At 70.9% G+C, this 23,604-nt stretch carries 24 protein-coding genes; 12 read left to right on the top strand and 12 right to left on the bottom strand.

Annotation, left to right across the window (positions count from 1 at the left end):
• Positions 1 to 3 precede the first annotated feature (3 nt).
• On the top strand, positions 4 to 1,560 hold the full coding sequence (locus tag ABZY31_RS02555) for an ABC transporter substrate-binding protein (RefSeq protein WP_356404403.1): 1,557 nt from the start codon (positions 4 to 6) through the stop codon (positions 1,558 to 1,560).
• A 34-nt stretch (positions 1,561 to 1,594) separates the two neighbouring features.
• Here ABZY31_RS02555 and ABZY31_RS02560 read toward each other — a convergent pair whose 3' ends face one another.
• Genes ABZY31_RS02560 through ABZY31_RS02570 form a run of 3 tightly spaced genes read right to left on the bottom strand, consistent with a single transcriptional unit; the run spans position 1,595 to position 3,228 of the window.
• Complete coding sequence (locus ABZY31_RS02560; RefSeq protein WP_356404011.1) at positions 1,595 to 2,377, bottom strand: TetR family transcriptional regulator; 783 nt, start codon at positions 2,375 to 2,377, stop codon at positions 1,595 to 1,597.
• Between the two features lie 11 nt (positions 2,378 to 2,388).
• A complete protein-coding gene (locus tag ABZY31_RS02565; RefSeq protein ID WP_356404013.1) occupies positions 2,389 to 2,820 on the bottom strand; it encodes a DCC1-like thiol-disulfide oxidoreductase family protein in 432 nt (143 codons plus the stop codon).
• A gap of 3 nt (positions 2,821 to 2,823) precedes the next feature.
• Complete coding sequence (locus tag ABZY31_RS02570; RefSeq protein ID WP_356404015.1) at positions 2,824 to 3,228, bottom strand: hypothetical protein; 405 nt, start codon at positions 3,226 to 3,228, stop codon at positions 2,824 to 2,826.
• Between the two features lie 119 nt (positions 3,229 to 3,347).
• On the opposite strand from ABZY31_RS02570, the gene ABZY31_RS02575 reads away from it, so the two are divergent.
• Entirely contained in the window at positions 3,348 to 4,652 is a 1,305-nt protein-coding gene (locus ABZY31_RS02575; protein ID WP_356404017.1) for a protein kinase, read from the top strand.
• A gap of 27 nt (positions 4,653 to 4,679) precedes the next feature.
• Here ABZY31_RS02575 and ABZY31_RS02580 read toward each other — a convergent pair whose 3' ends face one another.
• From ABZY31_RS02580 to ABZY31_RS02605, 6 genes are all read right to left on the bottom strand, one after another.
• Complete coding sequence (locus ABZY31_RS02580) at positions 4,680 to 5,207, bottom strand: hypothetical protein (RefSeq protein ID WP_356404019.1); 528 nt, start codon at positions 5,205 to 5,207, stop codon at positions 4,680 to 4,682.
• Between the two features lie 235 nt (positions 5,208 to 5,442).
• The gene (locus ABZY31_RS02585; protein ID WP_356404021.1) at positions 5,443 to 6,210 is read right to left on the bottom strand and encodes a succinate dehydrogenase iron-sulfur subunit; all 768 of its coding nucleotides are present in this window, start codon (positions 6,208 to 6,210) and stop codon (positions 5,443 to 5,445) included.
• Positions 6,210 to 7,964, bottom strand: coding sequence for a succinate dehydrogenase flavoprotein subunit (gene sdhA, locus ABZY31_RS02590; RefSeq protein WP_356404023.1), 1,755 nt, complete (start codon positions 7,962 to 7,964; stop codon positions 6,210 to 6,212). Before sdhA ends, ABZY31_RS02585 begins: the two co-directional genes overlap by 1 nt.
• Positions 7,965 to 7,975: 11 nt before the next feature.
• A complete protein-coding gene (locus tag ABZY31_RS02595) occupies positions 7,976 to 8,467 on the bottom strand; it encodes a succinate dehydrogenase hydrophobic membrane anchor subunit (RefSeq protein ID WP_356404025.1) in 492 nt (163 codons plus the stop codon).
• Between the two features lie 5 nt (positions 8,468 to 8,472).
• On the bottom strand, positions 8,473 to 8,853 hold the full coding sequence (gene sdhC, locus ABZY31_RS02600; protein WP_356404027.1) for a succinate dehydrogenase, cytochrome b556 subunit: 381 nt from the start codon (positions 8,851 to 8,853) through the stop codon (positions 8,473 to 8,475).
• Between the two features lie 152 nt (positions 8,854 to 9,005).
• Positions 9,006 to 9,569 carry a 2-oxo-4-hydroxy-4-carboxy-5-ureidoimidazoline decarboxylase gene (locus ABZY31_RS02605; RefSeq protein ID WP_356404405.1) on the bottom strand — a complete coding sequence of 188 codons (564 nt, stop codon included), beginning with the start codon at positions 9,567 to 9,569 and terminating at the stop codon, positions 9,006 to 9,008.
• Between the two features lie 356 nt (positions 9,570 to 9,925).
• On the opposite strand from ABZY31_RS02605, the gene ABZY31_RS02610 reads away from it, so the two are divergent.
• A complete protein-coding gene (locus tag ABZY31_RS02610; RefSeq protein ID WP_356404407.1) occupies positions 9,926 to 10,768 on the top strand; it encodes an RNA polymerase sigma factor in 843 nt (280 codons plus the stop codon).
• The gene (locus ABZY31_RS02615; RefSeq protein WP_356404029.1) at positions 10,768 to 11,772 is read left to right on the top strand and encodes a hypothetical protein; all 1,005 of its coding nucleotides are present in this window, start codon (positions 10,768 to 10,770) and stop codon (positions 11,770 to 11,772) included. The genes ABZY31_RS02610 and ABZY31_RS02615 overlap by 1 nt, the downstream gene beginning before the upstream one ends.
• A 256-nt stretch (positions 11,773 to 12,028) precedes the next feature.
• Here ABZY31_RS02615 and ABZY31_RS02620 read toward each other — a convergent pair whose 3' ends face one another.
• Complete coding sequence (locus tag ABZY31_RS02620; RefSeq protein WP_356404031.1) at positions 12,029 to 12,919, bottom strand: L,D-transpeptidase family protein; 891 nt, start codon at positions 12,917 to 12,919, stop codon at positions 12,029 to 12,031.
• Positions 12,920 to 13,097: 178 nt separating this feature from the next.
• Here ABZY31_RS02620 and ABZY31_RS02625 point away from each other — a divergent pair, with 178 nt between their 5' ends.
• Together ABZY31_RS02625 and leuE are read left to right on the top strand one after the other, a co-directional pair.
• Positions 13,098 to 14,690: a methylmalonyl-CoA mutase family protein gene (locus tag ABZY31_RS02625; RefSeq protein ID WP_356404033.1), complete on the top strand. Its 1,593-nt coding sequence runs from the start codon at positions 13,098 to 13,100 to the stop codon at positions 14,688 to 14,690.
• Between the two features lie 12 nt (positions 14,691 to 14,702).
• Positions 14,703 to 15,359 (top strand): leucine efflux protein LeuE, encoded by a 657-nt coding sequence (gene leuE / locus ABZY31_RS02630; protein ID WP_356404035.1) that lies wholly within the window; start codon positions 14,703 to 14,705, stop codon positions 15,357 to 15,359.
• Between the two features lie 186 nt (positions 15,360 to 15,545).
• On the opposite strand, the gene ABZY31_RS02635 is transcribed toward leuE, so the two are convergent.
• Positions 15,546 to 16,082, bottom strand: coding sequence for an NUDIX domain-containing protein (locus ABZY31_RS02635; protein WP_356404036.1), 537 nt, complete (start codon positions 16,080 to 16,082; stop codon positions 15,546 to 15,548).
• A gap of 1 nt (position 16,083) precedes the next feature.
• Positions 16,084 to 17,439 carry a tetratricopeptide repeat protein gene (locus ABZY31_RS02640; protein ID WP_356404038.1) on the bottom strand — a complete coding sequence of 452 codons (1,356 nt, stop codon included), beginning with the start codon at positions 17,437 to 17,439 and terminating at the stop codon, positions 16,084 to 16,086.
• 192 nt (positions 17,440 to 17,631) lie between these two features.
• Between ABZY31_RS02640 and ABZY31_RS02645 the strand changes: the two genes are divergently transcribed.
• The 6 genes from ABZY31_RS02645 (at position 17,632) to ABZY31_RS02670 (ending at position 23,604) form a co-directional block, all read left to right on the top strand.
• Positions 17,632 to 18,381 carry a hypothetical protein gene (locus ABZY31_RS02645; protein WP_356404040.1) on the top strand — a complete coding sequence of 250 codons (750 nt, stop codon included), beginning with the start codon at positions 17,632 to 17,634 and terminating at the stop codon, positions 18,379 to 18,381.
• A gap of 79 nt (positions 18,382 to 18,460) precedes the next feature.
• Positions 18,461 to 19,372: an aminoglycoside phosphotransferase family protein gene (locus ABZY31_RS02650; protein WP_356404042.1), complete on the top strand. Its 912-nt coding sequence runs from the start codon at positions 18,461 to 18,463 to the stop codon at positions 19,370 to 19,372.
• On the top strand, positions 19,373 to 20,065 hold the full coding sequence (locus ABZY31_RS02655) for a class I SAM-dependent methyltransferase (protein WP_356404044.1): 693 nt from the start codon (positions 19,373 to 19,375) through the stop codon (positions 20,063 to 20,065).
• 14 nt (positions 20,066 to 20,079) lie between these two features.
• The gene (locus tag ABZY31_RS02660; protein WP_356404046.1) at positions 20,080 to 20,670 is read left to right on the top strand and encodes an HAD domain-containing protein; all 591 of its coding nucleotides are present in this window, start codon (positions 20,080 to 20,082) and stop codon (positions 20,668 to 20,670) included.
• Positions 20,671 to 21,085: 415 nt separating this feature from the next.
• Positions 21,086 to 22,330, top strand: a complete 1,245-nt coding sequence (locus tag ABZY31_RS02665) for an amidohydrolase (RefSeq protein ID WP_356404409.1) — start codon at positions 21,086 to 21,088, stop codon at positions 22,328 to 22,330.
• A 218-nt stretch (positions 22,331 to 22,548) separates the two neighbouring features.
• Positions 22,549 to 23,604, top strand: coding sequence for a BMP family ABC transporter substrate-binding protein (locus ABZY31_RS02670; RefSeq protein ID WP_356404048.1), 1,056 nt, complete (start codon positions 22,549 to 22,551; stop codon positions 23,602 to 23,604).

Here is a 23,604-nt window from a genome sequence, read left to right on the forward strand (position 1 = left end):
ATGCTGCGGTCTGTCCGCTCGAAGATCATCGCGGCCGGGCTGGTCCTGGGCGTCGCGGGGGCGGGCGCCTGGGTGCTGCTGCCCGACGACGCCGCCGGACATGGCGCGATCACGGTGGGTACGACCGACGCCGTGTCCTCGCTGGACCCGGCCGGGGCGTACGACGCCGGCTCCTGGGCGCTGTACAGCAACGTCTACCAGTCGCTGCTGACCATCAAGCCGGGCTCGGACGTGCCCGTCCCGGACGCGGCCACGGCCTGCAAGTTCATCGGGGCCAAGCTCACCACGTACCAGTGCGAACTGCGCACCGACGTGAAGTTCTCCAACGGCCGCGCGATCACGGCCGAAGACGTGAAGTTCTCCGTCGACCGGATCAAGGCGATCAACTCCAAGCAGGGCCCCGCGCCGCTGTTCAACACCCTGGAGTCGGTCAAGGCCGAGGGCCGCACGGTCACCTTCAACCTCTCCGCCCGCGACGCCACCTTCCCCTTCAAGATCGCGACCGGCGCCGCCGCCATCGTCGACAAGGACAAGTACCCGGCGAAGGCGCTGCGCGACGACGACAAGGTGGACGGCTCCGGGCCGTACGTCCTGGGCGCCTACAAGGAGGGCGCGAGCGCCGAGCTGAAGCCGAACCCCGCGTACAAGGGTGCGGTCAAGGAGGCCAAGGCCCCCGTCACGGTGAAGTACTTCAAGGACTCCGACACGCTGAACGCGGCCTGGAAGGACCACGGGATCCAGGTCGCCCACCGCGACATGCCCCCGGAGGTCCTGGCGGGCCTCACCCCGAGCCTGAAGGACACCCGCTACCAGGAGTCCGGCGGCACCGAGATCCGCAGCATGTTCTTCAACGTCCGCCAGAGCTCGCCGATGGGCAAGCAGGCGGTCCGCCAGGCGGTCGCCGCCCTGCTGGACCGGTCCAAGATCGCGGGGGACACGTACAAGGGCACGGTCACCCCGCTGTACTCCATCGTCCCGGCGGGCATCGCGGGCCACAGCACGCCGTTCTTCGACTTCTACCCGGCGCCGAACGCGGCCACCGCGAAGAAGATCCTCAAGGACGCCGACATCACCACGCCCGTCAGCTTCAAGCTCGGGTTCAACGTGCGCGGTGCGAACGTCCCCGAGGCCGCCGAGATCAAGCGGCAGCTGGAGTCCTCGGGCCTCTTCCAGGTGCAGACCGAGGCCGTGCCCGTCTGGGAGGACTTCCAGAAGGGCTACGCGGAGGGCAGGTTCGACGCCTACACCGTCGGCTGGATCCCCGACTTCCCCGACGCGGACAACTTCACCTCCCCGCTCATCGGCGCCGACTCCAGCATGAACACCGGCTTCGCCGACAAGCAGGTGGGCGACCTGATCACCCGTACCCAGTCCTTCTCCAACCGCGGCGAGGCCTCGAACGACTTCCGCGAACTCCAGCGGCAGGTCGCGCAGCAGATCCCGATGGTGCCCATCTGGCAGAAGAAGGACTACGTCCTGTCCCGCGAGGCCGTCACCGGTGCGCAGTACCTCTCCGACGGCACGGGCGTGTGGCGCCTGTGGGAGCTGAACTGGCTGTAGGGGAGCCGCAGGGCCCCCGGAGGCGTCGGACGGCTCAGCCGTCCGACGCCTTTTCCGTGTCCTGTCCCTCCGGCGCGTCCGGCGCGCCCGCCTTGGCCGACTTGGAGAACCGGGAGGCCTTCTTCGTGGCGGCCGCCGCCTGGGCCATGCCGGGCAGGAAGTCCGCGAACAGCTCGTGCAGTTCGCGCACCAGCGGCCGCAGCACGCGGAACCGGGCCAGCACGATCCCGCGCGTGGTCAGCTGCGCGCCGCGCTCGGCCAGCCGCCGCGTCTTCTCGCTGTTCTCGGAGCGGTCGAAGACCCAGTAGAGGACCAGGCCCATCTGCGAGAGCCACATCAGCTCCGGCAGTACGTCGGCCAGTTCCTCGGGGACCTTGGTCTTGGCCCCGGCCAGCACTTCCCGGTGCATGTCGATGGCCTGGCGCCGGGCGGGTTCCGACTCGGCCGAGAACGGGCTGAGCGGGCTTTCCGGGTCCGCCGCGTTCTTGAAGAACTGCGCGGCGAACTCGTGGAAGGGCTCCGCGATGTCCAGCCAGCTCGTGAAGACCCCCGCGAGCCGCTTCTGCAGGTCGCTCTCCTGCTCCAGGATCGGCCGGACGGCGGCCTGGTGGGAGCTGCCGATCCGGTCGTAGAAGCCCTGGACCAGGTGTTCCTTGGACTCGAAGTAGTAGTAGGCGTTGCCCACCGAGACCCCGGCCTCCTTGGCGATGGCCCGCATGGTCGTCTTGTCGTAACCGCGCTCCTGGAAGAGCTTGAGCGCGGTTTCGAGGATCAGCGTGCGGGTGTGTTCGCTCTTGGGAGCCTTCTGATCAGTCACGGTGTCCGACCCTATCGGGGTACGGCGCACTGGTCGTCACAGACCGCCTCGGCGCCGGCGCCCGGCGTCGTGCGGACGGCTCCGCGCCATGCGGCCGCCGCGAGCACCGTGCCGCGGGCGAAGGGCCGGCCGGCCGCCGTGGCCAGCCAGTTGGCCTTCGGCCGGTGGTCGGCCAGGGCCCACAGGGCGACGATGAAGGCGTCCGCTCCGGTCCACACCTGCCCCCGGTCGCCGACCACGGTGATCTCGCGGAGCGTGGCGGCGTGGTCGAGCCGCGGGAAGCGGTGCCGGGCCTCCAGCGAGCCGGCCGGGACGAGCGCCACGGGGACCAGGCAGCGCTGGGTCGTCAGCCAGTTCCTGATGTGCACGCAGAGCGCGCACCGGGCGTCGTAGAGGACGACGAGCTTGCGTACGGGCGCACCCGCGGGGCGGTCGGCGGTCACCGGTCAGGCTCCGGCCGGAGCGGTCCACGCCTGGGGCGCGACCGGCGGGGTCTGCTGGCGCTCCATGATGCTCCGGCGGCGGATCTTGTTGAGGACCCACACGTTGCCGAGGTGCATCACGCCGAGGACGAGCAGGACGACGCCGAGCTTGAGCGAGAGGGCCTCGAAGATCCCGCGGGCCTCGGTGACGGCTTCGTCGGCTTGCAGGTAGAGGGCCACGAATCCGAGGTTGACGAGGTAGAACCCGACGACCAGCAGGTGGTTGACGGCGTCGGCCAGCTTCTCGTTGCCCTGGAGGACGTCGGCGATGAAGATGCGGCCGTTGCGGGTGAGGGTGCGGGCCACCCAGACGGTGAGCGCCACGCTGACGAGCAGGTAGATGACGTAGGTGAGCACGGTGAGATCCATGAGCCCGCTTCCTTGAACGCGTTCAAATGCTGACGTCGATGACTCTAGACCTAATTTTGAACACGTTCAAGCCATCTGATGCCCCCCTGCGGCGGCGCGGCCTGACCTACCATCCGGGCATGGGGGATGTGTTCGAGAACGGGACGACCGTGGCCCAGGGCCGCTACCGCATAGAGGGGTTGCTCGGCGGCGGCGGCATGGCGCAGGTCTACCGCGCCCACGACGAACGGCTGGGGCGCACCGTGGCGCTGAAGGCGATGCGCGGCGACCTCCCGCACGATCCCGGCTGGGCGGCCCGCTTCCGCCGCGAGGCCCGGGCGATGGCGGCGTTGAGCCATCCCAATGTCGTGGCCGTCCACGACACGGGCGAGGAGCCGGGAGCGGACGGCGCCGGACCCGTCCCCTTCATCGTCATGGAGCTGATCGCCGGCCGCACGCTCGCCGAGCACCTGGCCGAGCGCGGCCCCCTGCCCGTCGCCGAGGCGCTCGACCTGGCCGCGCAGATGCTCGCCGCCCTGGCCGCCGCGCACGCGCACGGGCTGGTCCACCGGGACATCAAGCCGGGCAACGTCCTGCTGACCGGCGACGGCACCGCCAAGGTCGCCGACTTCGGCATCGCCGCGACCGCCGAGTCCGGCGCGACCGCCCTCACCCGGGCCGGCACGGCCATCGGCACCCCGCCCTACATGTCACCGGAGCAGATCGAGGGCCGTGCGGGCGTCGACGGGCGCTCCGACCTCTACGCGCTGGGGGTCGTGCTCTTCGAGATGCTGGCCGGCCGGGTCCCGTTCGAGGCCGACTCCGGCTTCGCCGTCGGCTACCTGCACGTCCACGCCGAGCCGCCGACCCTGGCCGCCCTCGGCATCGGCGTACCGGCGCCCGTACAGGGGCTGCTGACCACGGCGCTGGCGAAGCGGCCGGAGGACCGCTTCCCGGACGCCGCGACCATGCGCTCGGCGGTCCTCGTCGGGGCCCGCTCGCACCCGCCGACGGAGGTCGTACGGACCTCCGCGCTCGCCATGGCGCCCACGCAGCCCGCTCCGGCCCGCGCGCTGCCGCCCGTACCCGTGACGCCGCCCCGCCCCGCCGGGCGCCCCGGGGGCCTTCCCGCGGGCGTCAGGCGCCTCTTGCGCCCCCTGCCCCGGCTGTCGCGCAAAGTGGTCAAGTTCCTGCTGCTGGTGCTCTCGCTGCTGAACGGCTGGCTGATCGGCTTGCTGGCGTTCGGCGGGGGCAACCCGCCGCTGCGGGCGATCCTCGTCCTCGGCCTGGTGGGCGGCGGCTGCGTCTGGTTCGGCGGCGCGAACCGGCGCCGCCGCATCAGCGGCCCGATCACCTTCTTCTCCGAGCTGCTGACGGCCACGTCGTGGCTGGTCCACGTCGTGGCCGTGCTGGTCAGCGGGGCCCTGCTGCTGACGAAGCGCTGAGCCCCGGGCGCCCGGGCCCTGCGCTCGTCACATGCTCAGCGAGCGGGCGTAGTTGAGCTGGTTCATCACCCAGGGGAAGGTGTTCACGTCGGTCGCCGGGATCATCGTGGAGTGGTGGCGGCCACCGCTGGTGACCGTCACCTGGATGTAGCCGGTGGTGATCTTCTCCTTCATCAGGAGGAAGAGCAGGCCGAGCAGGCAGAAGACGGCGAAGACGACCGCGAGCACGATGGACGAGGTGGGGATCTTCTCCTCGGTGCGGGAGAAGTCCGTGGCGTTCCACATCGCGCCCTTGAGGGGCATGGGACCGCTCGGGGTGATGATCTGGTCCCCGGCGATGGTGATGTCCCCGAGGCTCAGGGACGCCATTCCCGGAGCGCCCGCGGCGGGCAGCGCGTACGGCACGCCCGCACCGCCGACGGTGGGCTGGTAGGGCGGGGCGTCGGGATAGGGCTGGGGGTACCCGTAACCGGGGTTGCCGGGGCCCCACTTGGGCGCGCCCTGTCCACCCTGGCCGGGCTCGCCTGCGTACGGGTTCGGCTGCTGCTCACTCATATGGCCGATCTTTCCACAGTCCCCGCACACGGCCCACGGGTCCGGGTGCCCGCTGCCTACCGCGCGGTGAGGTCTGCGGTGATCGTCAGACCCTTGGCGGGGCCGTCGGGGATCGTGACGGGGGTGCCGTAGCGGACCCGGGTCTTCGCGCCGTACGGGGGACCGGTACGGCGAGGGCCCCGCCCCCGGTGCGAACACCGGGGGCGGGGCCCTCGTACGAGCGGTGACCCTGGGGTCAGAAGCGGCGGGTGATCAGTGCCCGCTTGACTTCCTGGATGGCCTTCGTGACCTCGATGCCGCGGGGGCACGCGTCGGTGCAGTTGAAGGTCGTGCGGCAGCGCCACACGCCGTCCTTGTCGTTCAGGATCTCCAGGCGCTGCTCCCCGGCCTCGTCGCGCGAGTCGAAGATGAAGCGGTGCGCGTTGACGATCGCCGCCGGGCCGAAGTACTGGCCGTCGTTCCAGAACACCGGGCACGAGGACGTGCACGCGGCGCACAGGATGCACTTGGTGGTGTCGTCGAAGCGCTCGCGGTCCTCGGCGGACTGCAGGCGCTCGCGCGTCGGCTCGTTGCCCGTGGTGACCAGGAACGGCATGACGTCCCGGTACGCCTGGAAGAAGGGCTCCATGTCGACGATGAGGTCCTTCATCACCGTGAGGCCCTTGATGGCCTCGACGGTGATGGGCTTCTCCGGGTTGATGTCCTTGATCAGCGTCTTGCAGGCGAGCCTGTTCTTGCCGTTGATCCGCATCGCGTCGGAGCCGCAGATGCCGTGCGCGCAGGACCGCCGGAAGGTCAGCGTGCCGTCGAGGTCCCACTTGATCTTGTGGAGACCGTCGAGCACGCGCTCCTTCGGGTCGATCTCGATCTGGTAGTCCTGCCAGGTCGACTCGTCCGAGATCTCGGGGTTGAAGCGCCGGATCCGGAACGTGACCGTGATGAACGGGGAGGCCGCGGCCGCCGCTTCCATCTGGTCGTTCTTGCTGAGGGTCGGGGTGGCCATCAGTACTTACGCTCCATCGGCTGGTAGCGGGTGACGACGACGGGCTTGTAGTCCAGCCGGACGGATTCCTTGCCGTCGTCGCCGACCTCGCGGTACGCCATGGTGTGGCGCATGAAGTTGACGTCGTCGCGGTTCGGGTAGTCCTCGCGGTAGTGACCGCCGCGGGACTCCTTGCGCGCCAGGGCCGAGACGGCCATGACCTCGGCCAGGTCGAGCAGGTTGCCCAGCTCGATGGCCTCCAGCAGGTCCGTGTTGAACCGCTTGCCCTTGTCCTGGACGGAGACGTTCAGGTACCGCTCGCGCAGCTCCGCGATCTTCTCGACCGCGGTCTTGATCGTCTGCTCGGTGCGGAACACCATCACGCAGGCGTCCATCGTCTCCTGGAGCTCCAGGCGCAGGTCGGCGACCCGCTCCTTGCCCGTGGAGTTGCGCAGCCGCTCGACCTGGTCGATCACCATCTGCGCCGGGTTCTCCGGCAGCTCGGCGTAGTCGTTCTCCGCCGCGTACCTGGCGGCCGCGATGCCCGAGCGCTTGCCGAAGACGTTGATGTCCAGCAGCGAGTTGGTGCCCAGGCGGTTGGCGCCGTGCACGGAGACGCAGGCGACCTCGCCGGCCGCGTACAGGCCCGGGACGACGGTGGTGTTGTCCCGCAGGACCTCGCCCTCGACGTTGGTCGGGATGCCGCCCATGGCGTAGTGCGCGGTGGGCTGGATCGGGATCGGGTCCGTGTAGGGCTCGATGCCGAGGTACGTACGCGCGAACTCCGTGATGTCGGGCAGCTTGGCGTCCAGCTGCTCCGGCGGGAGGTGCGTCAGGTCCAGGTACACGTGGTCACCGGCGGGACCGCAGCCGCGGCCCTCACGGATCTCGGTGTAGATGGAGCGCGAGACGACGTCACGGGACGCGAGGTCCTTCATGACCGGCGCGTACTTCTCCATGAAGCGCTCGCCGTCCTTGTTGCGGAGGATGCCGCCCTCACCGCGGGCGCCCTCCGTCAGCAGGATGCCCATGCGCCAGATGCCCGTCGGGTGGAACTGGAAGAACTCCATGTCCTCCAGCGGCAGACCGCGCCGGTAGCAGGCCGCCTGGCCGTCACCGGTGAGGGTGTGCGCGTTGGAGGTCACCTTGAAGAACTTGCCCGTGCCGCCGGAGGCGTAGATGACGGACTTCGCCTGGAAGACGTGGATCTCGCCGGTCGCCAGCTCGTACGCGACGACGCCGGCCGACTTCTGGACGCCGTCCTCCTCGACGAGGAGCTGGTCCAGGACGTAGAACTCGTTGAAGAACTCGACGCCCTCCTTGACGCAGTTCTGGTACAGCGTCTGGAGGATCATGTGACCGGTGCGGTCCGCGGCGTAGCAGGACCGGCGGACCGGCGCCTCGCCGTGGTTGCGCGAGTGGCCGCCGAAACGGCGCTGGTCGATGGTGCCGTCCGGGGTGCGGTTGAACGGCAGGCCCATCTTCTCCAGGTCGAGGACGGCGTCGATGGCCTCCTTCGCCAGGATCTCGGCGGCGTCCTGGTCGACCAGGTAGTCACCGCCCTTGACCGTGTCGAAGGTGTGCCACTCCCAGTTGTCCTCTTCCACGTTGGCGAGCGCGGCGGCCATGCCGCCCTGCGCGGCGCCCGTGTGGGAGCGGGTCGGGTACAGCTTCGTGAGCACCGCGGTGCGGCTGCGCTTCGTCGCCTCGATGGCGGCGCGCATGCCCGCGCCGCCGGCGCCGACGATGACGGTGTCGTACTTGTGGATCTTCATCAGGATTCGCCTCAGCCCATGCCGCGGATGTTCGGGTCGAAGGTGAAGATCACCAGCGTGCCCAGAAGGATGGTGAACACCGTGGCGGTGTAGAGCAGGCCCTTCAGCCACAGCCGCGTGTTGGCGCGCTCCGCGTAGTCGTTGATGACGGTACGCAGACCGTTGGAGCCGTGCAGCATCGCCAGCCACAGCATCAGCAGGTCCCAGACCTGCCAGAACGGCGAGGCCCAGCGGCCCGCCACGAAGGCGAAGCCGATCTTGGAGACGCCGCCGTCCAGCACGAGCTGGATGAGCAGGTGGCCGATCACCAGGACGACCAGCACGATGCCCGAGAGGCGCATGAAGAGCCATGCGGCCATCTCGAAGTTGCCGCGGGTCGAGCGGGGCGTCTTGCCGGTGCGCTTGCGCGGCGCCTCGATGTACGGCGCCGGGTTGTCGACGTCGTAGAGGCTCACGCTCTCCACGTCGGTGACCGCCTGGGCGGAAGAAGTGTCAGAAGACATGCGTGTCACTTCCCGAACAGTTCGAGGTAGGCGTGGTGCAGGACGGGGTAAACCGCCCCGGCCATCAGCACGACCCAAACGCCCACCACGGTCCAGAGCATCTGCTTCTGGTAGCGGGGGCCCTTGGACCAGAAGTCCACGGCGATGACACGCAGACCGTTGAGCGCGTGGAACAGGATGGCGGCCACGAGGCCGTACTCCAGCAGCGCGACGATCGGCGTCTTGTAGGTAGCCACCACGTCGTCGTACGCCTCGGGGGAGACGCGGACGAGAGCGGTGTCGAGGACGTGTACGAACAGGAAGAAGAAAATGAGGACGCCGGTGACTCGATGAGCCACCCAGGACCACATTCCTTCCCGGCCGCGGTACAACGTTCCAGCCGGCACGGAAAACCCTCCGGAAGCGGGGCGGGGGCCAGCCGGCTTCTTTGTCGGTCGGGCCCGGCCGGGTACGGTCCTCCGGCCCCGGACATCGTAGCGACGCTTTGTCGGTTCCCTTGCGCGGGGGCCATCGGTGTGATCAAACAGGCACGGACGGACTATCCCACAGGAGCGAAACGCCCCAATTCAGGCGCATCCCCGGTGGTTCCGCCACCCCTCGGATCCGGCGTCGGCGGGAATCCCACCAGCCGGGCGAGTCGCGAGCACGCCACGCGGCGCAGCTCGTCGGCCGAGGTGGCCCGCTCCTCGTCGACCTCGTGCGCCATCCGGCGCCGGATCGCGGCCAGCACCTGGTGCGCGTGCTCGTCGGGCGGGTGCCCGTCGAGGCAGATCACGAAGGCGTGGCCGAACTTGCGCTCGTACTCCGCGTGCGCCGCACCGAGCGCGAGGTGCGCGGCGTACGGCGCGTCGCGGTCGAGCTCCGCCGAGGACTCCAGGGCCAGCGCCTCGGCCAGGTCCGCCTGCCGCAGGTCGTACGCCGCCTCGTCGGCGGCGGCCAGCAGCGCGTCCAGATCCGGGTACGGGCGGTGCTCGGCCACCCGCTGCGCCCAGCGGTGGCTGCCGCAGCAGCGCAGCAGGGCCTCCCGGGCGGACTCGGCCGACGCCGCGTTGAACCGGGCCAGCGCGCTGCCGCGGATCTGCGCCGGAAGGTGGCTGGACAGCGTGGGGCTCCTCGGGGTGGGGTGGGGTGTTACGTCACGCTATCGACGCGGCGGCCGCAAGGACGTACCCAACCGCGGATTTCACCCGGAAGAGAGCCGAAAGGAGGAGTGGGGAGGGGTTTTGATGGGGAAGGCGACCGAGACCGCCACCCCCCACAGGAGAGGCCCCGGCCGCCATCCGTTACGGGCTCGTGCGACAAGCCCGTACCCCTGTCAGCGCCGGGAGTGCGTTTTGTGTCACACCTCGCTTCGCGCACGGTTGGTTGCAGGTTGTACAACGCGTGGACGGAAGGCGCGACACGCCGTAACGTGCTGATTTGCGCCAGACGTACGGGACAGTGAACGGGTTGGGGACTTTGCTGGGGGACGACGCGGAGCTGACCGCCGCGGTGCTCGCGGCGCAGGACGGCGACGAGAGCGCGTTCCGGACTGTGTACCGCGCCGTGCACCCGCGCCTGCTGGGCTATGTCCGCACGCTGGTGGGAGACGGCGACGCCGAGGACGTGACCTCCGAGGCGTGGCTGCAGATCTCGCGCGACCTCGACTCCTTCACCGGCGACGCCGACCGCTTCCGCGGCTGGGCCGCGCGCATAGCGCGCAACCGCGCCCTCGACCACATGCGCATGCGCGGCCGCCGCCCCGCCATCGGCGGGGACGAGAGCGAGCTGACCGGACACGCCGCCGACAGCGACACCGCCGTCCTGGCCATGGAAGCCCTTTCCACCGGCCGCACCATGGCGCTGATCGCCCAGCTGCCGCAGGACCAGGCCGAGGCCGTGGTGCTGCGGGTGGTCGTCGGGCTCGACGCCAAGACCGCCGCCGAGACCCTGGGCAAGCGGCCCGGGGCGGTACGGACGGCGGCGCACCGGGGGCTCAAGCGGCTCGCCGAACTGCTCGTGAACGAAACGGACGCCGGGGCCGACGCCCCGGCCGGCCCGTCGGCGGATCCCTTGGCCGATCCCTCGGCGGGTCGCTCGGCGGGCGGTGAAGCGGAAGCGGGGGCGGGCGCCCGGCGCGGGGGCGGCCTCGTAGATAATCGCCCTGGCCACACCGGCGACGGCAGTGGCACCGGAGGCGCCGGGGACACCGGTGGCGGTCGGGATCTGGACGCCGTACCCGCCCAGCGCGGCCGGTTCGGAGGACTCGCGGAGCGAACCGGTGTGACGCATTCACGTTGGCGGACGCAGAAGGACATGTGATGGCCGACGATCGCACCAGGTGGCTGGACAAAGCCGCGGCGGACAGACTGCTGCGCGGCGAACCGGTGGACCGGCTGGGCGACGCCCGCGCGCAGGCGGACGCCGCCCGGCTGCGCGACGCCCTCGACTCCCTCGCTCCCGGCCCCCTCGCGGGCGCCGCGGAGCTGCCCGGGGAGGCCGCCGCCCTGGCCGCCTTCCGCGCGGCGCGCCCGGACCGGGCCGCGGCGCAGGCCGCCCCCGCCCACGCCGGTCCCGCCTCCGCCGGGGAGCCGCTGGTCGCCATCGTCCGCGTACCGGCTGCCTCCGGACCCGCCCGCGGGCCCGCCCCGCGCCGGGTGGGCGCGTGGCGCCTCGGTCTCGCGGCGGCCGTGGCCGGCGTGGCCATCGGCGGGGTAGCGGCCGCCGCGGGCACCGGTCTCTTCGACCGCGCCCTGCACCTGAACGCGGGCCCCCTGCCCTCGGCCGAGAGCACCTTCGAGGTCGTCCCGGACCCGGTCGGCGGTACGTCCGGACCGAGCACCGGCGCGACCCGGCGGCCCCAGCCTCCGGGCACCGTCGACGGCTTCGGCGCCTCCGGCGGCGCACGCACCCCGAGCACCCCCGAAGGACGTACGACGCCGGGCGCCACCGGCGCGGCGGCGGACGGCGGAGCGGGCGGCGGAGCCGGCGGTACGGGCGCCACCACGGGCACCGGCCCCGACAAGGACGGCCGGGAGCACTTCGGCCTCACCGGCGGCGGCGAGGCACACGACACCCTGCGCGGGGCGGCGGACCTGTGCCGCGACTACCGCTCCGGAAAGCTGAGCAAGGACCGGGAGAACCGGCTGAACCTGTTGGCCAAGGGCCGCCAGCAGGTCAAGCGCTACTGCGAGGACCTGCTGGACGCCGCACCGGGCCCCAAGGGGACCGTTCCGCCGGACACCAAGCCCGTCCCCGTCCCGCTTCCCGGCTCCTCGAACCCCTCCGGCGCGACCGGCTCCCTGGGCCTGCGGCTGCGCCGCTGAACCCCTCGACGGCTGCCCGCACACCCGCTCTGACCTGGCTGTAACACTTTTCGAGCGGGTGGCGCAGTAACAAGTGAGCCGACTGGTCATCGGCCGCGCATGAGCCGGGGTTCCCCCCGTACCCCTGGGCTCTGCGCAACCTGGCGCGGGCGGGGTTCGTTCCCCCGGCCCTGCCCGCGCCTCTTAACGTCCTTCCACTCCCGCCCCCGGGCGAGCCCGCCGCCGGCGTGCCGCGGGCACACCGGCGGGCGCGGCCTCACCAGTAGACGACGACCTTGTCGCCGACCTTCACCTGGTCGTAGAGCGCCGACAGCTTCGCCTTGTCGCGCACGTTCACGCAGCCGTGCGAGGCACCCGCGTAACCCCGGGCCGCGAAGTCCGACGAGTAGTGCACGGCCTGGCCCTCGCTGAAGAACATCGAGTACGGCATCGGCGTGTGGTAGATCGTCGAGACCCAGTCCTTGGACTTCCAGCCCACCTGGAACTCGCCCTCGCGGGTCGGGGTGTTCTCCGAGCCGAAGCGCACGTCCATCGTGGAGACGACCTTGCCGTCGATCATCCAGGCCAGGGTGCGGCTCTCCTTGCTGATGCACATCACCCGGCCCGTCATGCAGCGCGGGTCCGGTGCGTCGACCTGGTTGGTCGTCGGCGACATCTCCTCGGAGGTCGGCTTCTTGCTGAGGGACTGGACCTTCTTCCAGGTGGCGTCGTCCACAGAGCCGGACGCCGTCAGCTGGTGCCTGGTCTGGAAGGACTTGACCGCGGCGATCGTCTTGGAGCCGTAGAAACCGGTGGGCGAGGCGGTGAAGACGCCCAGCTGCTTCAGCCGCGCCTGCAGCTCCCGGACCTGGTCGTCCTCCGTGCCCTCCGCCATCAGGTACTTCACCTTGGGGGCCGAGGAGGTGGACGCCGACGCCGAGGGGGAAGCGGACGCCGAGGCCGACGCCGAAGCCGAGGGGGAGGCGTCGCCCGGCTTGTCGTCCGAGGCCGACGGAGAGGCGGGGGCCGAAGCCGACGGGGTGGTGGACCCCGGACCCTTCGACTCCGACTTCTGCGACCCGCAGGCGGTCGCGGTGGCGGCGAGCGCGACCGCGGTGGCCACCCCGAGCGTGCGGACGAAGACTCTCTGACGGTGCGAGCGGTGCATTGGGGTCCCCCGGTATCTACGACGTGTAACTAGACGATGCCGCGCGGGCGTGGATAGTTGCGGGCGCTGCCGGGATGTTGCGCCATTGTGACCGGAGGCCGCTGCCGTGACGTTGCCGTGATCTCGACGTGACGTTCTACCAGGCCGCCTCCGTCCCTTCCACGAAGGAGTCCGGGCCATGGCGCACACCGAACGCCGCCGCACCGAGAGCGGCCTGCCCATCGAACCCGTCTACGGGCCCGAGTCCCTGGAGGGCTGGGATCCGGCGGAGCGGCTCGGCGCACCCGGCGCCTACCCGTTCACCCGGGGTGTGTATCCCTCGATGTACACCGGACGGCCGTGGACGATGCGCCAGTACGCGGGTTTCGGCACCGCCGCCGAGTCCAACGCCCGCTACCGCCGGCTGATCGCCGACGGCGGCACGGGCCTGTCCGTCGCCTTCGACCTGCCCACCCAGATGGGCTACGACTCGGACGCGCCGCTCGCCCGCGGCGAGGTCGGCAAGGTCGGGGTCGCCGTCGACTCCGTCGAGGACCTGCGGGTGCTCTTCGACGGGATCCCGCTCGACCGGGTCTCCACCTCGATGACCATCAACGCGCCCGCCGCGCTCCTGCTGCTGATGTACCAGCTGGTCGCCGAGGAACGGGGGATCGCGGCGGACCGGCTGACCGGGACCGTGCAGAACGACGTGCTCAAGGAGTACATCGCGCGGGGGACCTACATCTTCCCACCCGGTCCCTCGCTGCGGCTGACCGCCGACACCTTCCGCTACTGCGCGCGGGAGGTCCCGCGCTGGAACACCATCTCCATCTCCGGCTACCACATGGCCGAAGCCGGGGCCTCGCCCGCGCAGGAGATCGCCTTCACCCTCGCCGACGGCGTCGCGTACGTCCGTACGGCCATCGGCGCCGGGATGGCCGTCGACGACTTCGCGCCCCGGCTGTCGTTCTTCTTCGTCGCCCGCACCACCCTGCTGGAGGAGGTGGCCAAGTTCCGGGCCGCCCGGCGGATGTGGGCGCGGATCATGCGCGAGGACTTCGGCGCCCGGGACCCGAAATCGCTCATGCTGCGCTTCCACACCCAGACGGCCGGGGTGCAGCTGACCGCTCAGCAGCCCGAGGTGAACCTCGTCCGGGTCGCCGTCCAGGGCCTGGCGGCGGTCCTCGGCGGCACGCAGTCGCTGCACACCAACGCCTACGACGAGGCCATCGCCCTGCCGACCGAGGCCTCGGCCCGGCTCGCGCTGCGCACCCAGCAGGTCCTCGCCCACGAGACGGACGTCGCGCACACCGTTGACCCGTTCGCCGGGTCGTACGCCGTCGAGCGCATGACGGACGAGCTGGAAGAGGCGGCCGTGGCCCTCCTCGGGCGGATCGAGGAGATGGGCGGGGCGGTCGCCGCCATCGAGCGGGGGTTCCAGAAGGGCGAGATCGAACGCAACGCCTACCGGATCGCGTGCGAGACCGACAGCGGCGAGCGGGTGGTGGTCGGCCTCAACCGCTACGCGCTGGACGAGGAGGAACCGTACGAGCCGCTGCGGGTGGACCCGGCGCTCGAAGCGGCGCAGTGCGCGCGGCTGGCCCGGCTGCGGGCGGAGCGGGACGGGGCGGCGGTGGACGCGGCGCTGGCGGCCCTTGGGGAGGCGGCGGCGGGCCCGGCGAACGTCCTGTACCCGATGAAGGAGGCGCTGCGGGCGCGGGCCACGGTGGGGGAGGTGTGCGATGCGCTGCGCGAGGTCTGGGGCCGCTATGTTCCGGCCACCGGCTTCTGAGACACTCCCGGCATGTACGGCGTCATAGACCTCCCCACCTACCTGGCCGGCCTGGCCCTGATCATCCTGCTGCCGGGCCCGAACTCCCTGTACGTGCTGTCCGTGGCCGCCCGGCGCGGGGTGCGCACCGGCTACCGGGCCGCCGCCGGGGTGTGGACCGGGGACACCGTGCTGATGACGCTGGCGGCGGTGGGCGCGGCCTCGCTGCTCCAGGCCAGTGCGGTGGTCTTCGGGGTGGTGAAGCTGCTGGGGGCCGGGTACCTGTCGTGGCTGGCGGTGGGGATGCTGCGGGGGGCCTGGGCGATGTGGCGGACGCGGGGGGCGGCGGTTTCTCCGGCCCCGTCGGCGGGGGCGGCGGAGGTGGCCGCCGGCCCGGAGCGGCCGTACCGGCGGGCGCTGCTGATCAGCCTGCTCAACCCGAAGGCGATCCTCTTCCTGATGTCCTTCTTCGTGCAGTTCGTCGACCCGGCGTACCCCTACCGCGGGCTGTCGTTCCTGCTGCTGGGCTCGCTGCTGCAACTGGGCAGCTTCCTGTACCTGACCGTGCTGATCTTCGGCGGCACGCGCCTGGCGGCGGCCTTCACCCGCCGTCGCCGCCTCTCGGCCGGCGCCACCTCCCTGGCGGGCGCCCTCTTCCTCGGCTTCGCGGCCAAACTCGCGACGAGCTGACCCGGGGGCCGGACCCTTGCCTCCGGCGGCGCCTCGAACGCCGGCGGGGCTGGGTGTGGCGGGGGTCCGGTGTGCGGCCTCGGGTTCTTGTGCGGTGGGAGTGCTGCGCCTGCCGACGGGCAGGCGCAGCCACACCCCAGCCCCGCCGGCGTGATCACTGGACCCCGCCCCGTGCTTCAGCTCAAGTCAGCCTGCCGACCAGCCGTTGAGGGAGACCGACGCGCTGTGGTTCAGGTAGTGGTGGAGGGCAGAGGCCGTGGTGTCGACGAAGGCTTCGGGGATGGCCGTGGCGTCGATCCAGCGGACCTGCGAGTGCTTGCGGGGTTCGCGGTTTTCGGGTTCGCCGGTCCATTCGTGGGTGGCGAAGACGACGGTGAGGAAGCCGTTGGGGGCTTCGACGCCCCAGGCGCCGTGGATGATGTGGGCGACCTTGAGGGACTCCGGTTTCACCATGAGGCCCGTTTCCTCGTGCAGCTCGCGGACCGCGGTTTCGGTGATGGGCTCGCCCGGTTCGTTCTTGCCCACCGGGAGGTCCCACATCCCCTGCGCGAACTTGGCGTTCTCGCCGCGCTGGATGAGCACGACCCGGTTGGTGGCCTTGTCGTGGACGATGACGGCCGCGACCAGCAGGGTCATCGAGTCGAGCGCGGGCTTGAGGGCTTGGGAGCGGTCGTCGGTCTGCTGGGGCACGGTGTTCCCTTCGGCGGGCGGGTTGTTCGGCATGTTAAGTGAGTGCCTGGCGGGCGCGGCGGGCGAGATCAATGGCTCCGGGGACGCGGCGGTGTTGGTAGACCGCGAGGGTGGAGCGGATGGAAATGATCGCTTTGCGGGTGCGGTCCGAGGTCATCCCCTCCATGAGGACGAGTGCTTGCGTCCAGGCGGCGACCGCTTCGTCGGCGCGAGCCTGGGCGGCGAGGCTGTCGCCGAGGTCGGCGTGGGTAAGGGCGTGAACACGCTTGTACTTCTGCGGGTCCCAGCGGGTGAGGGCGTCTCGGTGCTGTCGTTCGGTACCGATGTGGTCGGCGAGGTCGGTCAGTGTGCGGGCAGTGTGGCTGGCCACGGTGCCTGCCGTCGGACCGCTGACGCGGGAGAAGCCGGGCTGGGGCCCGTCCTCGCGTTGGAGAGCGTCTTCGGCGGCGAGGAGGGCACGGGCGGCCGAGGGATCCTCGCCCGTGGCGGCGTAGGCCCGGGCGTGCGTGATGTGCAGGAGTGCTTCGGTCTGGCCGTCTACGTGGCCGAGGCCGCGGGTGAGGGCGCCTTCAACGAGGTCGACGCAGTGGTGGGGTTGTCTGAGGCTGAGGGCCTGATGGGCGAGGGCGCGCATCATCCAGGCAGCGTGGCCGTGAGGGTCGGCTTCACAGGCGAGCTGATAGCCGACCTGGTAGTAGCGCTGGGCGGCGCCCTCGTGGCCGAGGTCGTGGTGTTTCCAGCCTGCGAGGTAGGCGAGTTCGGCGACGGCACCGAAGGCGGCCTGGCGTAAGGGCTCAGAGGGGAAGCGTCCACGGAGCATGGGGGCTGCGGTGTCGGCGAGGTAGGCGGTGACGGTCGTCAGACCGTGGCCGCCTCCGAGGCGTTCGTCGGCAGCACTGAAGGCTGCGGTGATCTGCCGTACGACGTCGATGTCGTCGCTGCCGACAAGGGAGCGGGCGGTGCGGGCGCGGAGCATGCGGGACGTGGCTTCGTGGTCGTGCAGGAGCGGCATGGCGACGCCGGCTGTGGTGAAGGCGGCGATGGCGAGGAAGCGGCGGCGTTCGACGTCGGCGCGGCCGAGGTCCGTGACCGTGGTGACGGGGTCGGCGTCCGGTGGCGACTCCGTATCGGGTGAGCAGAGACCGAGCTCGGTTTGGGTGACGACGCGGCCCACCCTGCGGGAGAGGGCTTCGGCGAGGTACTGGCCTGCTTGGCCCGACGGCGCGCGGGTGCCGTTCGTCCAGTGGGAGATCGCCGACTTATTGGTCTGGAGCAGTTCGCCGTTCTCGGCGGCGATGCGGCGGACGTCCTTGGCGAGCGCCTCGTACGTACACCCTGCGGCGTTGATCGTGTCGCGCAGGCGGGAGTTGGGGTGGTTCGGCCCTGGCACGATCTCCTCCGCTTCGGAGCTGTAAACCGCGTATACCGCTTGACCTCGGTGACACCGTAGCCACTCTGCGTAGCCGACGGTTCACTTATCGACAGCCGCCCCCCTCTCGGGCCGGGCGACGCCAAGTTCCTTACGCCCCAAGGGCTCGGGCATTCGTATGCCCCGACCCGGACGATCAGAGACGGAGACACGGTGACCACCATCGACACCGCGACCATCACGGTCGAACTGCCCGACGCCTTCGACCCGCGCTGGAGCCGCCTGCCCGGCATCCACGTGGACGGTCGGCGCATCACCATCGATCCGGCCGCGTACTTCTTCCGCTTCGAGTCCAATACCTGGTTCGTTGCCGACTGGGAGCTCGTCAAGGCCCAGCTCCTCGACGTGGCCGAGACGACCGAGAGAGCCGTGGAGCAGCTCGCGCTCGACTTCATCAAGGGTCACGGCGAGTCCACGTCGGATGCCGCCCGCGTCCTGGCGACGGCGTACGAGGTCTACTCGTACCTCTTCCGCGAGGAACACCGGGAGGGCCTCGGGCTGCCGCAGATCACCGCCGATCATCTGCGGATGCTGCGCGGGGCGGCCACGCTGATGGCGCTCAACAAGGTCGAGCTGGATGGGCACATCTCCAACGTCGGCCCGTGCTGGTTCTTCCCCGCCGCCACCTCCGTCGTCTTCGACTTGGACGACGAGACCGGCGGGATGCTGGACGAGGTCTACCACGGCGGCTGGTTCAACGAGCACCGCCGGATTGAGTCCATCAAGGCCCACGCCGCGCTCGGCGGACGGCTCGTGCACGGCTGCCAGTCCGTGCCGGACCAGTCCGGCGGGGTCGTCGCGCCCTACGGCGCCTCGATGGCGAACTTCCGCGACGACCTGGCCGAGTTCAAGGCCAGCTGGATCGAGCAGGTCTACGCCCACCGCGAGACCGCAGCTGAGTAACCGGTACACCCCCCCCGCACGGCTCCGGGACGGGCTGACCCGCACGCCCGCCCCGGGGCACCCAGCCCCTGGAGACCCCATGGACCAGAGCCTCACCGCCGCCCTGCTGGATGACCTGTGCACTCTCGTCGGCAAGCCCCTCCCCGAACGCTCCGAGATCCGCGTCTGGAGCATGTCCGGCGTCGAACGCGTCACCTTCCCCGACGGCGAGAGCGCCGTCTTCAAGTACGCCGCGGAGCCCTTCGACCGCGAGGCCCAGGCCCTGCGAATCGCCCACCGGCGTGGACTTCCGGTCCCCGAGCTCCACGCCACCGCCATGCGGGACAAGTGGCTCGGGATGCTCATGGACGACCTCGGCACGCCCGTACGGGACGCCGACGACCTCGACGGCGTCGCCGCCGCCGTCATGCTCCACGCCGCCCGACCGGCGGGCGGCCTGCCCCTCCTCGACGGTGCGGGTCTCACAGCCCTGCCCGGCCGAGCCCTCGATCACCTCCAGCGACTGCGGAAGGCCGACCGGTGGGCTGCCTGCGACGACATCGAGACAGCCCTGGGGAAGATCTCCGCGGCGGCCGATGCTCGCGTCAAGGGGGCGACCCTGGACCCGTTCGGCTGGGTCCACTCCGAGTTCCACCCCACGAGCATCCACATCGGGGAGCACCGCCGGCACCTCCTCGACTTCGCCCGCGCCTTCACCGGGCCCGGGCTGATCGACCGCGCGTCGTACCACGGCACCACCGACGCCCCGAGTCCCGTCCGGCTGAAGGTGCTCCTGGAGCAGTACGTCGCCGCAGGCGGCCACGAGGACGCCCTCGCCGCCCGGGGCGGCCTGACCGCCGAGGCGTGGGCCCTGGGCTGGCACCGCATGTGGGCCGTGGAGTTGTTCATGGAACAGGCCATCCGCTGGATCAACGACCCGGCCAAGGACCCCGCGTACATCTCCGCCGTCCGTCGCCACGTGGGTGACGTGGTCCACCTGCTGGAGGTCTAGGTGCACGCCCAGGTCTCCCCCTGGTACACCCACGCAGCCCAGCGCCTGGCCGCCACCCCGGCTCACGCCCTCTCCCCGCCCCGCCGGATGCAATGGGGCATCCACCCGGGCCTCGGTCCCGGTGCCGAGATCCTCGGCCCGGACCTGCGCCGTCGGTGTGTTCTGGAGCTGGGCTGCGGCCCCGGCCACCACGTGGCCCACCTCGCCAAGCACCACGAGGCCCGCGTCACCGGCGTGGACCTCGTCGGCCTCCAGATTCGCCGCGCCCGCTCCCACTACGGCCACATCGAAGGCGCTACGTTCGCCGCCGGCCACGCGCTGCGCCACCTCCAGGGCAATGGCCAGAGCTTCGACGCGATCTACTCCGTGTTCGGCGCCGTCGGCCTCGTCGCCCCCGAACTGCTGCTCGCCGCCATCTCCCGGCGGCTGGCGCCCGGCGGCGTCTTGGCGTTCTCCGTCCCGTACCCGGCACGGGCCGGAAGACATCCGTGCACGGACGACCGTCCGCGCGAGGACTACGTCACCATGCCCGACCGAACCCGGCTGCCCATCGCCCGATGGGAGTTCGACGCCCGCCGCTGGAGCGCCCACCTCGCTCGTACCGGCTTGCGCCTCACTGCGGCGCTGGAGCTGCGCCATCCGCGCCGCGATCCGTGGCCGACCACCCTTCTGATCACCGCCCGCAAACGCTGACCGCGGAGGTACCGATGACCCTGCCCTACCTGCTCCTGGACGTCGACGGCGTCCTCATCCCGTTCCCGGCGGCAGACGGCAGCACCCCGCCCACCCACATCCGCCACACGGTCCTACCCGCCGGTCGGCACCCGGACGACACCGTCCCGATCTGGCTCGACCCCAGACATGGCCCCGTACTCACCCGCCTCCTGACAGACGGCCTCGTCACCCCCGTGTGGTGCACGAGCTGGCGCAAGGACGCCACCACGATCATCGGGCCGCTCCTGGGGCTGCCGGACTTCCCCTACCTCGACCTCCCCCGCCCGCGGATCACCACCAGCCATCCCGACGGGTACCTCTGGAAGCGCGACCACGTCGACCCCTGGCTCGGCAGAGCCCCCGCCATCTGGATCGACGACGACTTCACCGCCGCCGACCACGCCTGGGCCGCCGGACGCACCGCACGTGGCTGCGCGACGCTGCTCTTGCAGCCGGATCCCCGTACCGGTCTCCAGCCGAGCCACCTCCTCGCGGTGCGTGAGTGGGCGGGCCGGGCGGAGGCATCGGAGGAAACGGCGGCCCAGGGCGTCAGGGCGGTCGGTCGATCACGGCGGGGGGAGTGAGGCGGGCTCTCGCCTCGCCGGGGAGGCCGGACCGCGGCGGGAACACGCCAGGGGTCGCTGCGCGGGCGTCCCGCGGGTGTGAGCTATCCCTCGACGCGCCGGCCTGACCCGCCGTGCGTCTTTCGGCCGTCCGGGGCGTCGTCGCGGGGCCGGGAGGCGGTACGAGCCCGCGCGACGGGAGCGGCTCACCCATGGGCCGGCGGTTCCTTGCCGCGGTGGCCGAGACTGGGTGTGAGGTGCGCGGACTGTACGTGCGGACCGCCCCGGCCGGCCAGTGAGCGGCGGAGTTTACCCTCCGGGGCCGGTGCTCATGCCACCTGCGGCCCGGTTTTCTTCCCCTAAGGGGTTGAAGTTTTGCTGATCTCCAGCCAGTTGACCCCCCTGTGGGCCTACCCTTCAACAGGTGAACCAGTTGATGTCCCGCGAGTCACTGACCGCCCTGCCCGGCGAGCCCGCCCAGCCCGAGCTGCCCGGCACGCTCCCGGACCACCTGCGTGCCGAACTGATCGCGTTCCGCCGGGACTTGCACATGCATCCCGAACTCGGCCACCAGGAGTTCCGTACCACCGCCGCGATCAAGGCGCGGCTGGAGGAAGCGGGCCTGCGACCACGGGTGCTGTCCTCCGGCACCGGCCTGGTCTGTGACGTCGGCACCAGGGACGCGGCGGCGCCGATTCTCGCCATCCGCGCGGACATCGACGCCCTGCCCATTCCGGACGCCAAGACCCACGTGTCCTACCGCTCCACCGTCCCGGACCGCGCCCACGCCTGCGGGCACGACGTGCACACCGCCGTCGTCCTCGGCACCGGGCTGGTCCTGGCCGAACTGGACCGGCAGGGGCTGCTGCCCCAGCCCGTACGGCTGCTCTTCCAGCCCGCCGAGGAGGTGCTGCCGGGCGGTGCCACCGAGGCCATCGACTCCGGCGCGCTGGACGGCGTCGGCAAGATCATCGCGGTGCACTGCGACCCGCGCGTGGACGCGGGCCGCATCGGGCTGCGGGCCGGACCGATCACCTCGGCCTGCGACCGGCTGGAGGTCACCCTGGACGGGGCCGGCGGACACACCGCGCGACCGCACCTGACCACCGACCTCGTGACGGCGGCGGCCCGGATCGCGCTCGACGTGCCCGCGCTGCTGTCCCGGCGGATGGACGCCCGCAGCGGCATGTCCGTCACCTGGGGCCGGATCGAGGCCGGGCACGCCTGCAACGTCATCCCGATGCACGCCGAGCTGTCCGGGACCGTGCGCTGCCTGGACCTGGCCGCCTGGCACGAGGCGCCGGAGATGGTGCACGCGGCGATCGACGAGATCGCGGCCATGCACCGGGCCAAGTCGTCGATCAACTACGTCCGCGGGGTCCCGCCGGTGGTCAACGACCCGGCCGTCACTGAGCTGCTGCGCGAGGCGATGGCCGCGCGGCGCGGTGTGGACGCCGTCGAGGACACCGAGCAGAGCCTGGGCGGCGAGGACTTCTCCTGGTACCTGGAGCACGTTCCGGGCGCGATGGCCCGGCTCGGGGTCCGCGTGCCGGGGGACGCCGTCAAGCGCGATCTGCACCGCGGCGACTTCGACGTGGACGAGTCCGCGATCGCCGTCGGGGTGGAGTTCTTCACCGCCGCCGCGCTCCTCGACGGGCGGCGCGCCAGGCCGATCAGGTAAAGCTCCGTACAACGCCCCGGGACCTCCGGGTGGACGCGTCCGGCCCTTGATACACAAGGGCTGGGCGCGTGACCGGTTACCAATCGGTCACTGTCCGGTTCGCGACGATCCGATAACGACTCATGTACGGGTCTTTAACTGACATCTACGCGCGTTACGATCGCGGCGAAACCAGCGCCGGTCCCGGCGCTTCGGTCAGGTTTTGAAGGAGCCTCCCCTTGCGCCGGATCACCAGGATCGCCACCGTGGGCATCGCCTCCGCGGCGCTCGCCCTCTCGGCCACCGCCTGTGGCGGTAAGAAGTCCTCGGACACCGGATCTTCCTCCGACAAGAAGGAAGCTTCCGTCGCCATCGCGTACGACATCGGCGGCCGCGGCGACCAGTCGTTCAACGACGCCGCCTACGCGGGCCTCCAGCAGGCCGAGAAGGACCTCAAGGTCAAGGGCGCCGAGGCGGAGCCCACCGACGGCGAGGGCGAGGCCGACAAGGTCCAGCGCCTGACCGAGCTGGCCCGCAAGGGCAACAACCCGGTCATCGGCGTCGGCTTCTCCTACGCCCCGGCCATCAAGAAGGTCGCGCCGAAGTTCCCGAAGACCACCTTCGGCATCATCGACGACACCTCGGTGACCGGCCCGAACATCGCCAACCTGGTGTTCAACGAGGAGCAGGGCTCCTACCTGGCCGGCGTCGCCGCCGCCAAGGTCTCCAAGACCGGCACGGTCGGCTTCATCGGCGGTGTCGAGGTTCCGCTGATCAAGAAGTTCGAGGCGGGCTTCACCCAGGGCGTCAAGGACACCAACCCGAACGCCAAGGTGCTCTCGCACTACCTGACCCAGCCCCCGAACTTCGACGGCTTCTCCAAGCCCGACCTCGGCAAGGCCACGGCGCAGGGTCAGCTCGACGCCGGCGCCGACGTGGTCTACGCGGCCGCCGGTCTGGCCGGCTCGGGTGCCATCGAGGCCACCGCCGCCAAGGGCAAGTGGGCCATCGGTGTCGACTCCGACCAGTACAACCAGGCGGGTCTGGTCAAGTACAAGGACCACATCCTGACCTCGGTCACCAAGCAGGTCCAGCTCTCCGTCTTCAACCTGATCAAGTCGGTCGAGGACGGCAAGCCGCAGACGGGCGAGGTCCGCTACGGCCTGGACAAGGACGGCGTCGGCCTGGCCGACTCCAACCCCGAGTACAAGAAGATGACCGACGTCATCGCCGCGGTCGACAAGGCGAAGGCCGACATCATCGCCAAGAAGATCACGGTCAAGACCACCCCGTAA

The sequence above is a fragment of the Streptomyces sp. NPDC006529 genome, from assembly GCF_040611795.1.
GTDB lineage: Bacteria > Actinomycetota > Actinomycetes > Streptomycetales > Streptomycetaceae > Streptomyces.

Excerpts from the sequence above, each read along its gene's own strand:
- ABZY31_RS02575 (WP_356404017.1), top strand. The coding sequence starts at position 3,348 with ATGGGGGATGTGTTCGAGAACGGGACGACCGTGGCCCAGGGCCGCTAC.
- ABZY31_RS02635 (WP_356404036.1), bottom strand. The coding sequence starts at position 16,082 with ATGCCGAACAACCCGCCCGCCGAAGGGAACACCGTGCCCCAGCAGACC.
- ABZY31_RS02595 (WP_356404025.1), bottom strand. The coding sequence starts at position 8,467 with ATGTCTTCTGACACTTCTTCCGCCCAGGCGGTCACCGACGTGGAGAGC.
- ABZY31_RS02660 (WP_356404046.1), top strand. The coding sequence starts at position 20,080 with ATGACCCTGCCCTACCTGCTCCTGGACGTCGACGGCGTCCTCATCCCG.
- ABZY31_RS02650 (WP_356404042.1), top strand. The coding sequence starts at position 18,461 with ATGGACCAGAGCCTCACCGCCGCCCTGCTGGATGACCTGTGCACTCTC.
- ABZY31_RS02580 (WP_356404019.1), bottom strand. The coding sequence starts at position 5,207 with ATGAGTGAGCAGCAGCCGAACCCGTACGCAGGCGAGCCCGGCCAGGGT.
- ABZY31_RS02665 (WP_356404409.1), top strand. The coding sequence starts at position 21,086 with ATGTCCCGCGAGTCACTGACCGCCCTGCCCGGCGAGCCCGCCCAGCCC.
- ABZY31_RS02625 (WP_356404033.1), top strand. The coding sequence starts at position 13,098 with ATGGCGCACACCGAACGCCGCCGCACCGAGAGCGGCCTGCCCATCGAA.
- ABZY31_RS02585 (WP_356404021.1), bottom strand. The coding sequence starts at position 6,210 with ATGGCCACCCCGACCCTCAGCAAGAACGACCAGATGGAAGCGGCGGCC.
- leuE (WP_356404035.1), top strand. The coding sequence starts at position 14,703 with ATGTACGGCGTCATAGACCTCCCCACCTACCTGGCCGGCCTGGCCCTG.
- sdhA (WP_356404023.1), bottom strand. The coding sequence starts at position 7,964 with ATGAAGATCCACAAGTACGACACCGTCATCGTCGGCGCCGGCGGCGCG.
- ABZY31_RS02615 (WP_356404029.1), top strand. The coding sequence starts at position 10,768 with ATGGCCGACGATCGCACCAGGTGGCTGGACAAAGCCGCGGCGGACAGA.
- ABZY31_RS02570 (WP_356404015.1), bottom strand. The coding sequence starts at position 3,228 with ATGGATCTCACCGTGCTCACCTACGTCATCTACCTGCTCGTCAGCGTG.
- ABZY31_RS02620 (WP_356404031.1), bottom strand. The coding sequence starts at position 12,919 with ATGCACCGCTCGCACCGTCAGAGAGTCTTCGTCCGCACGCTCGGGGTG.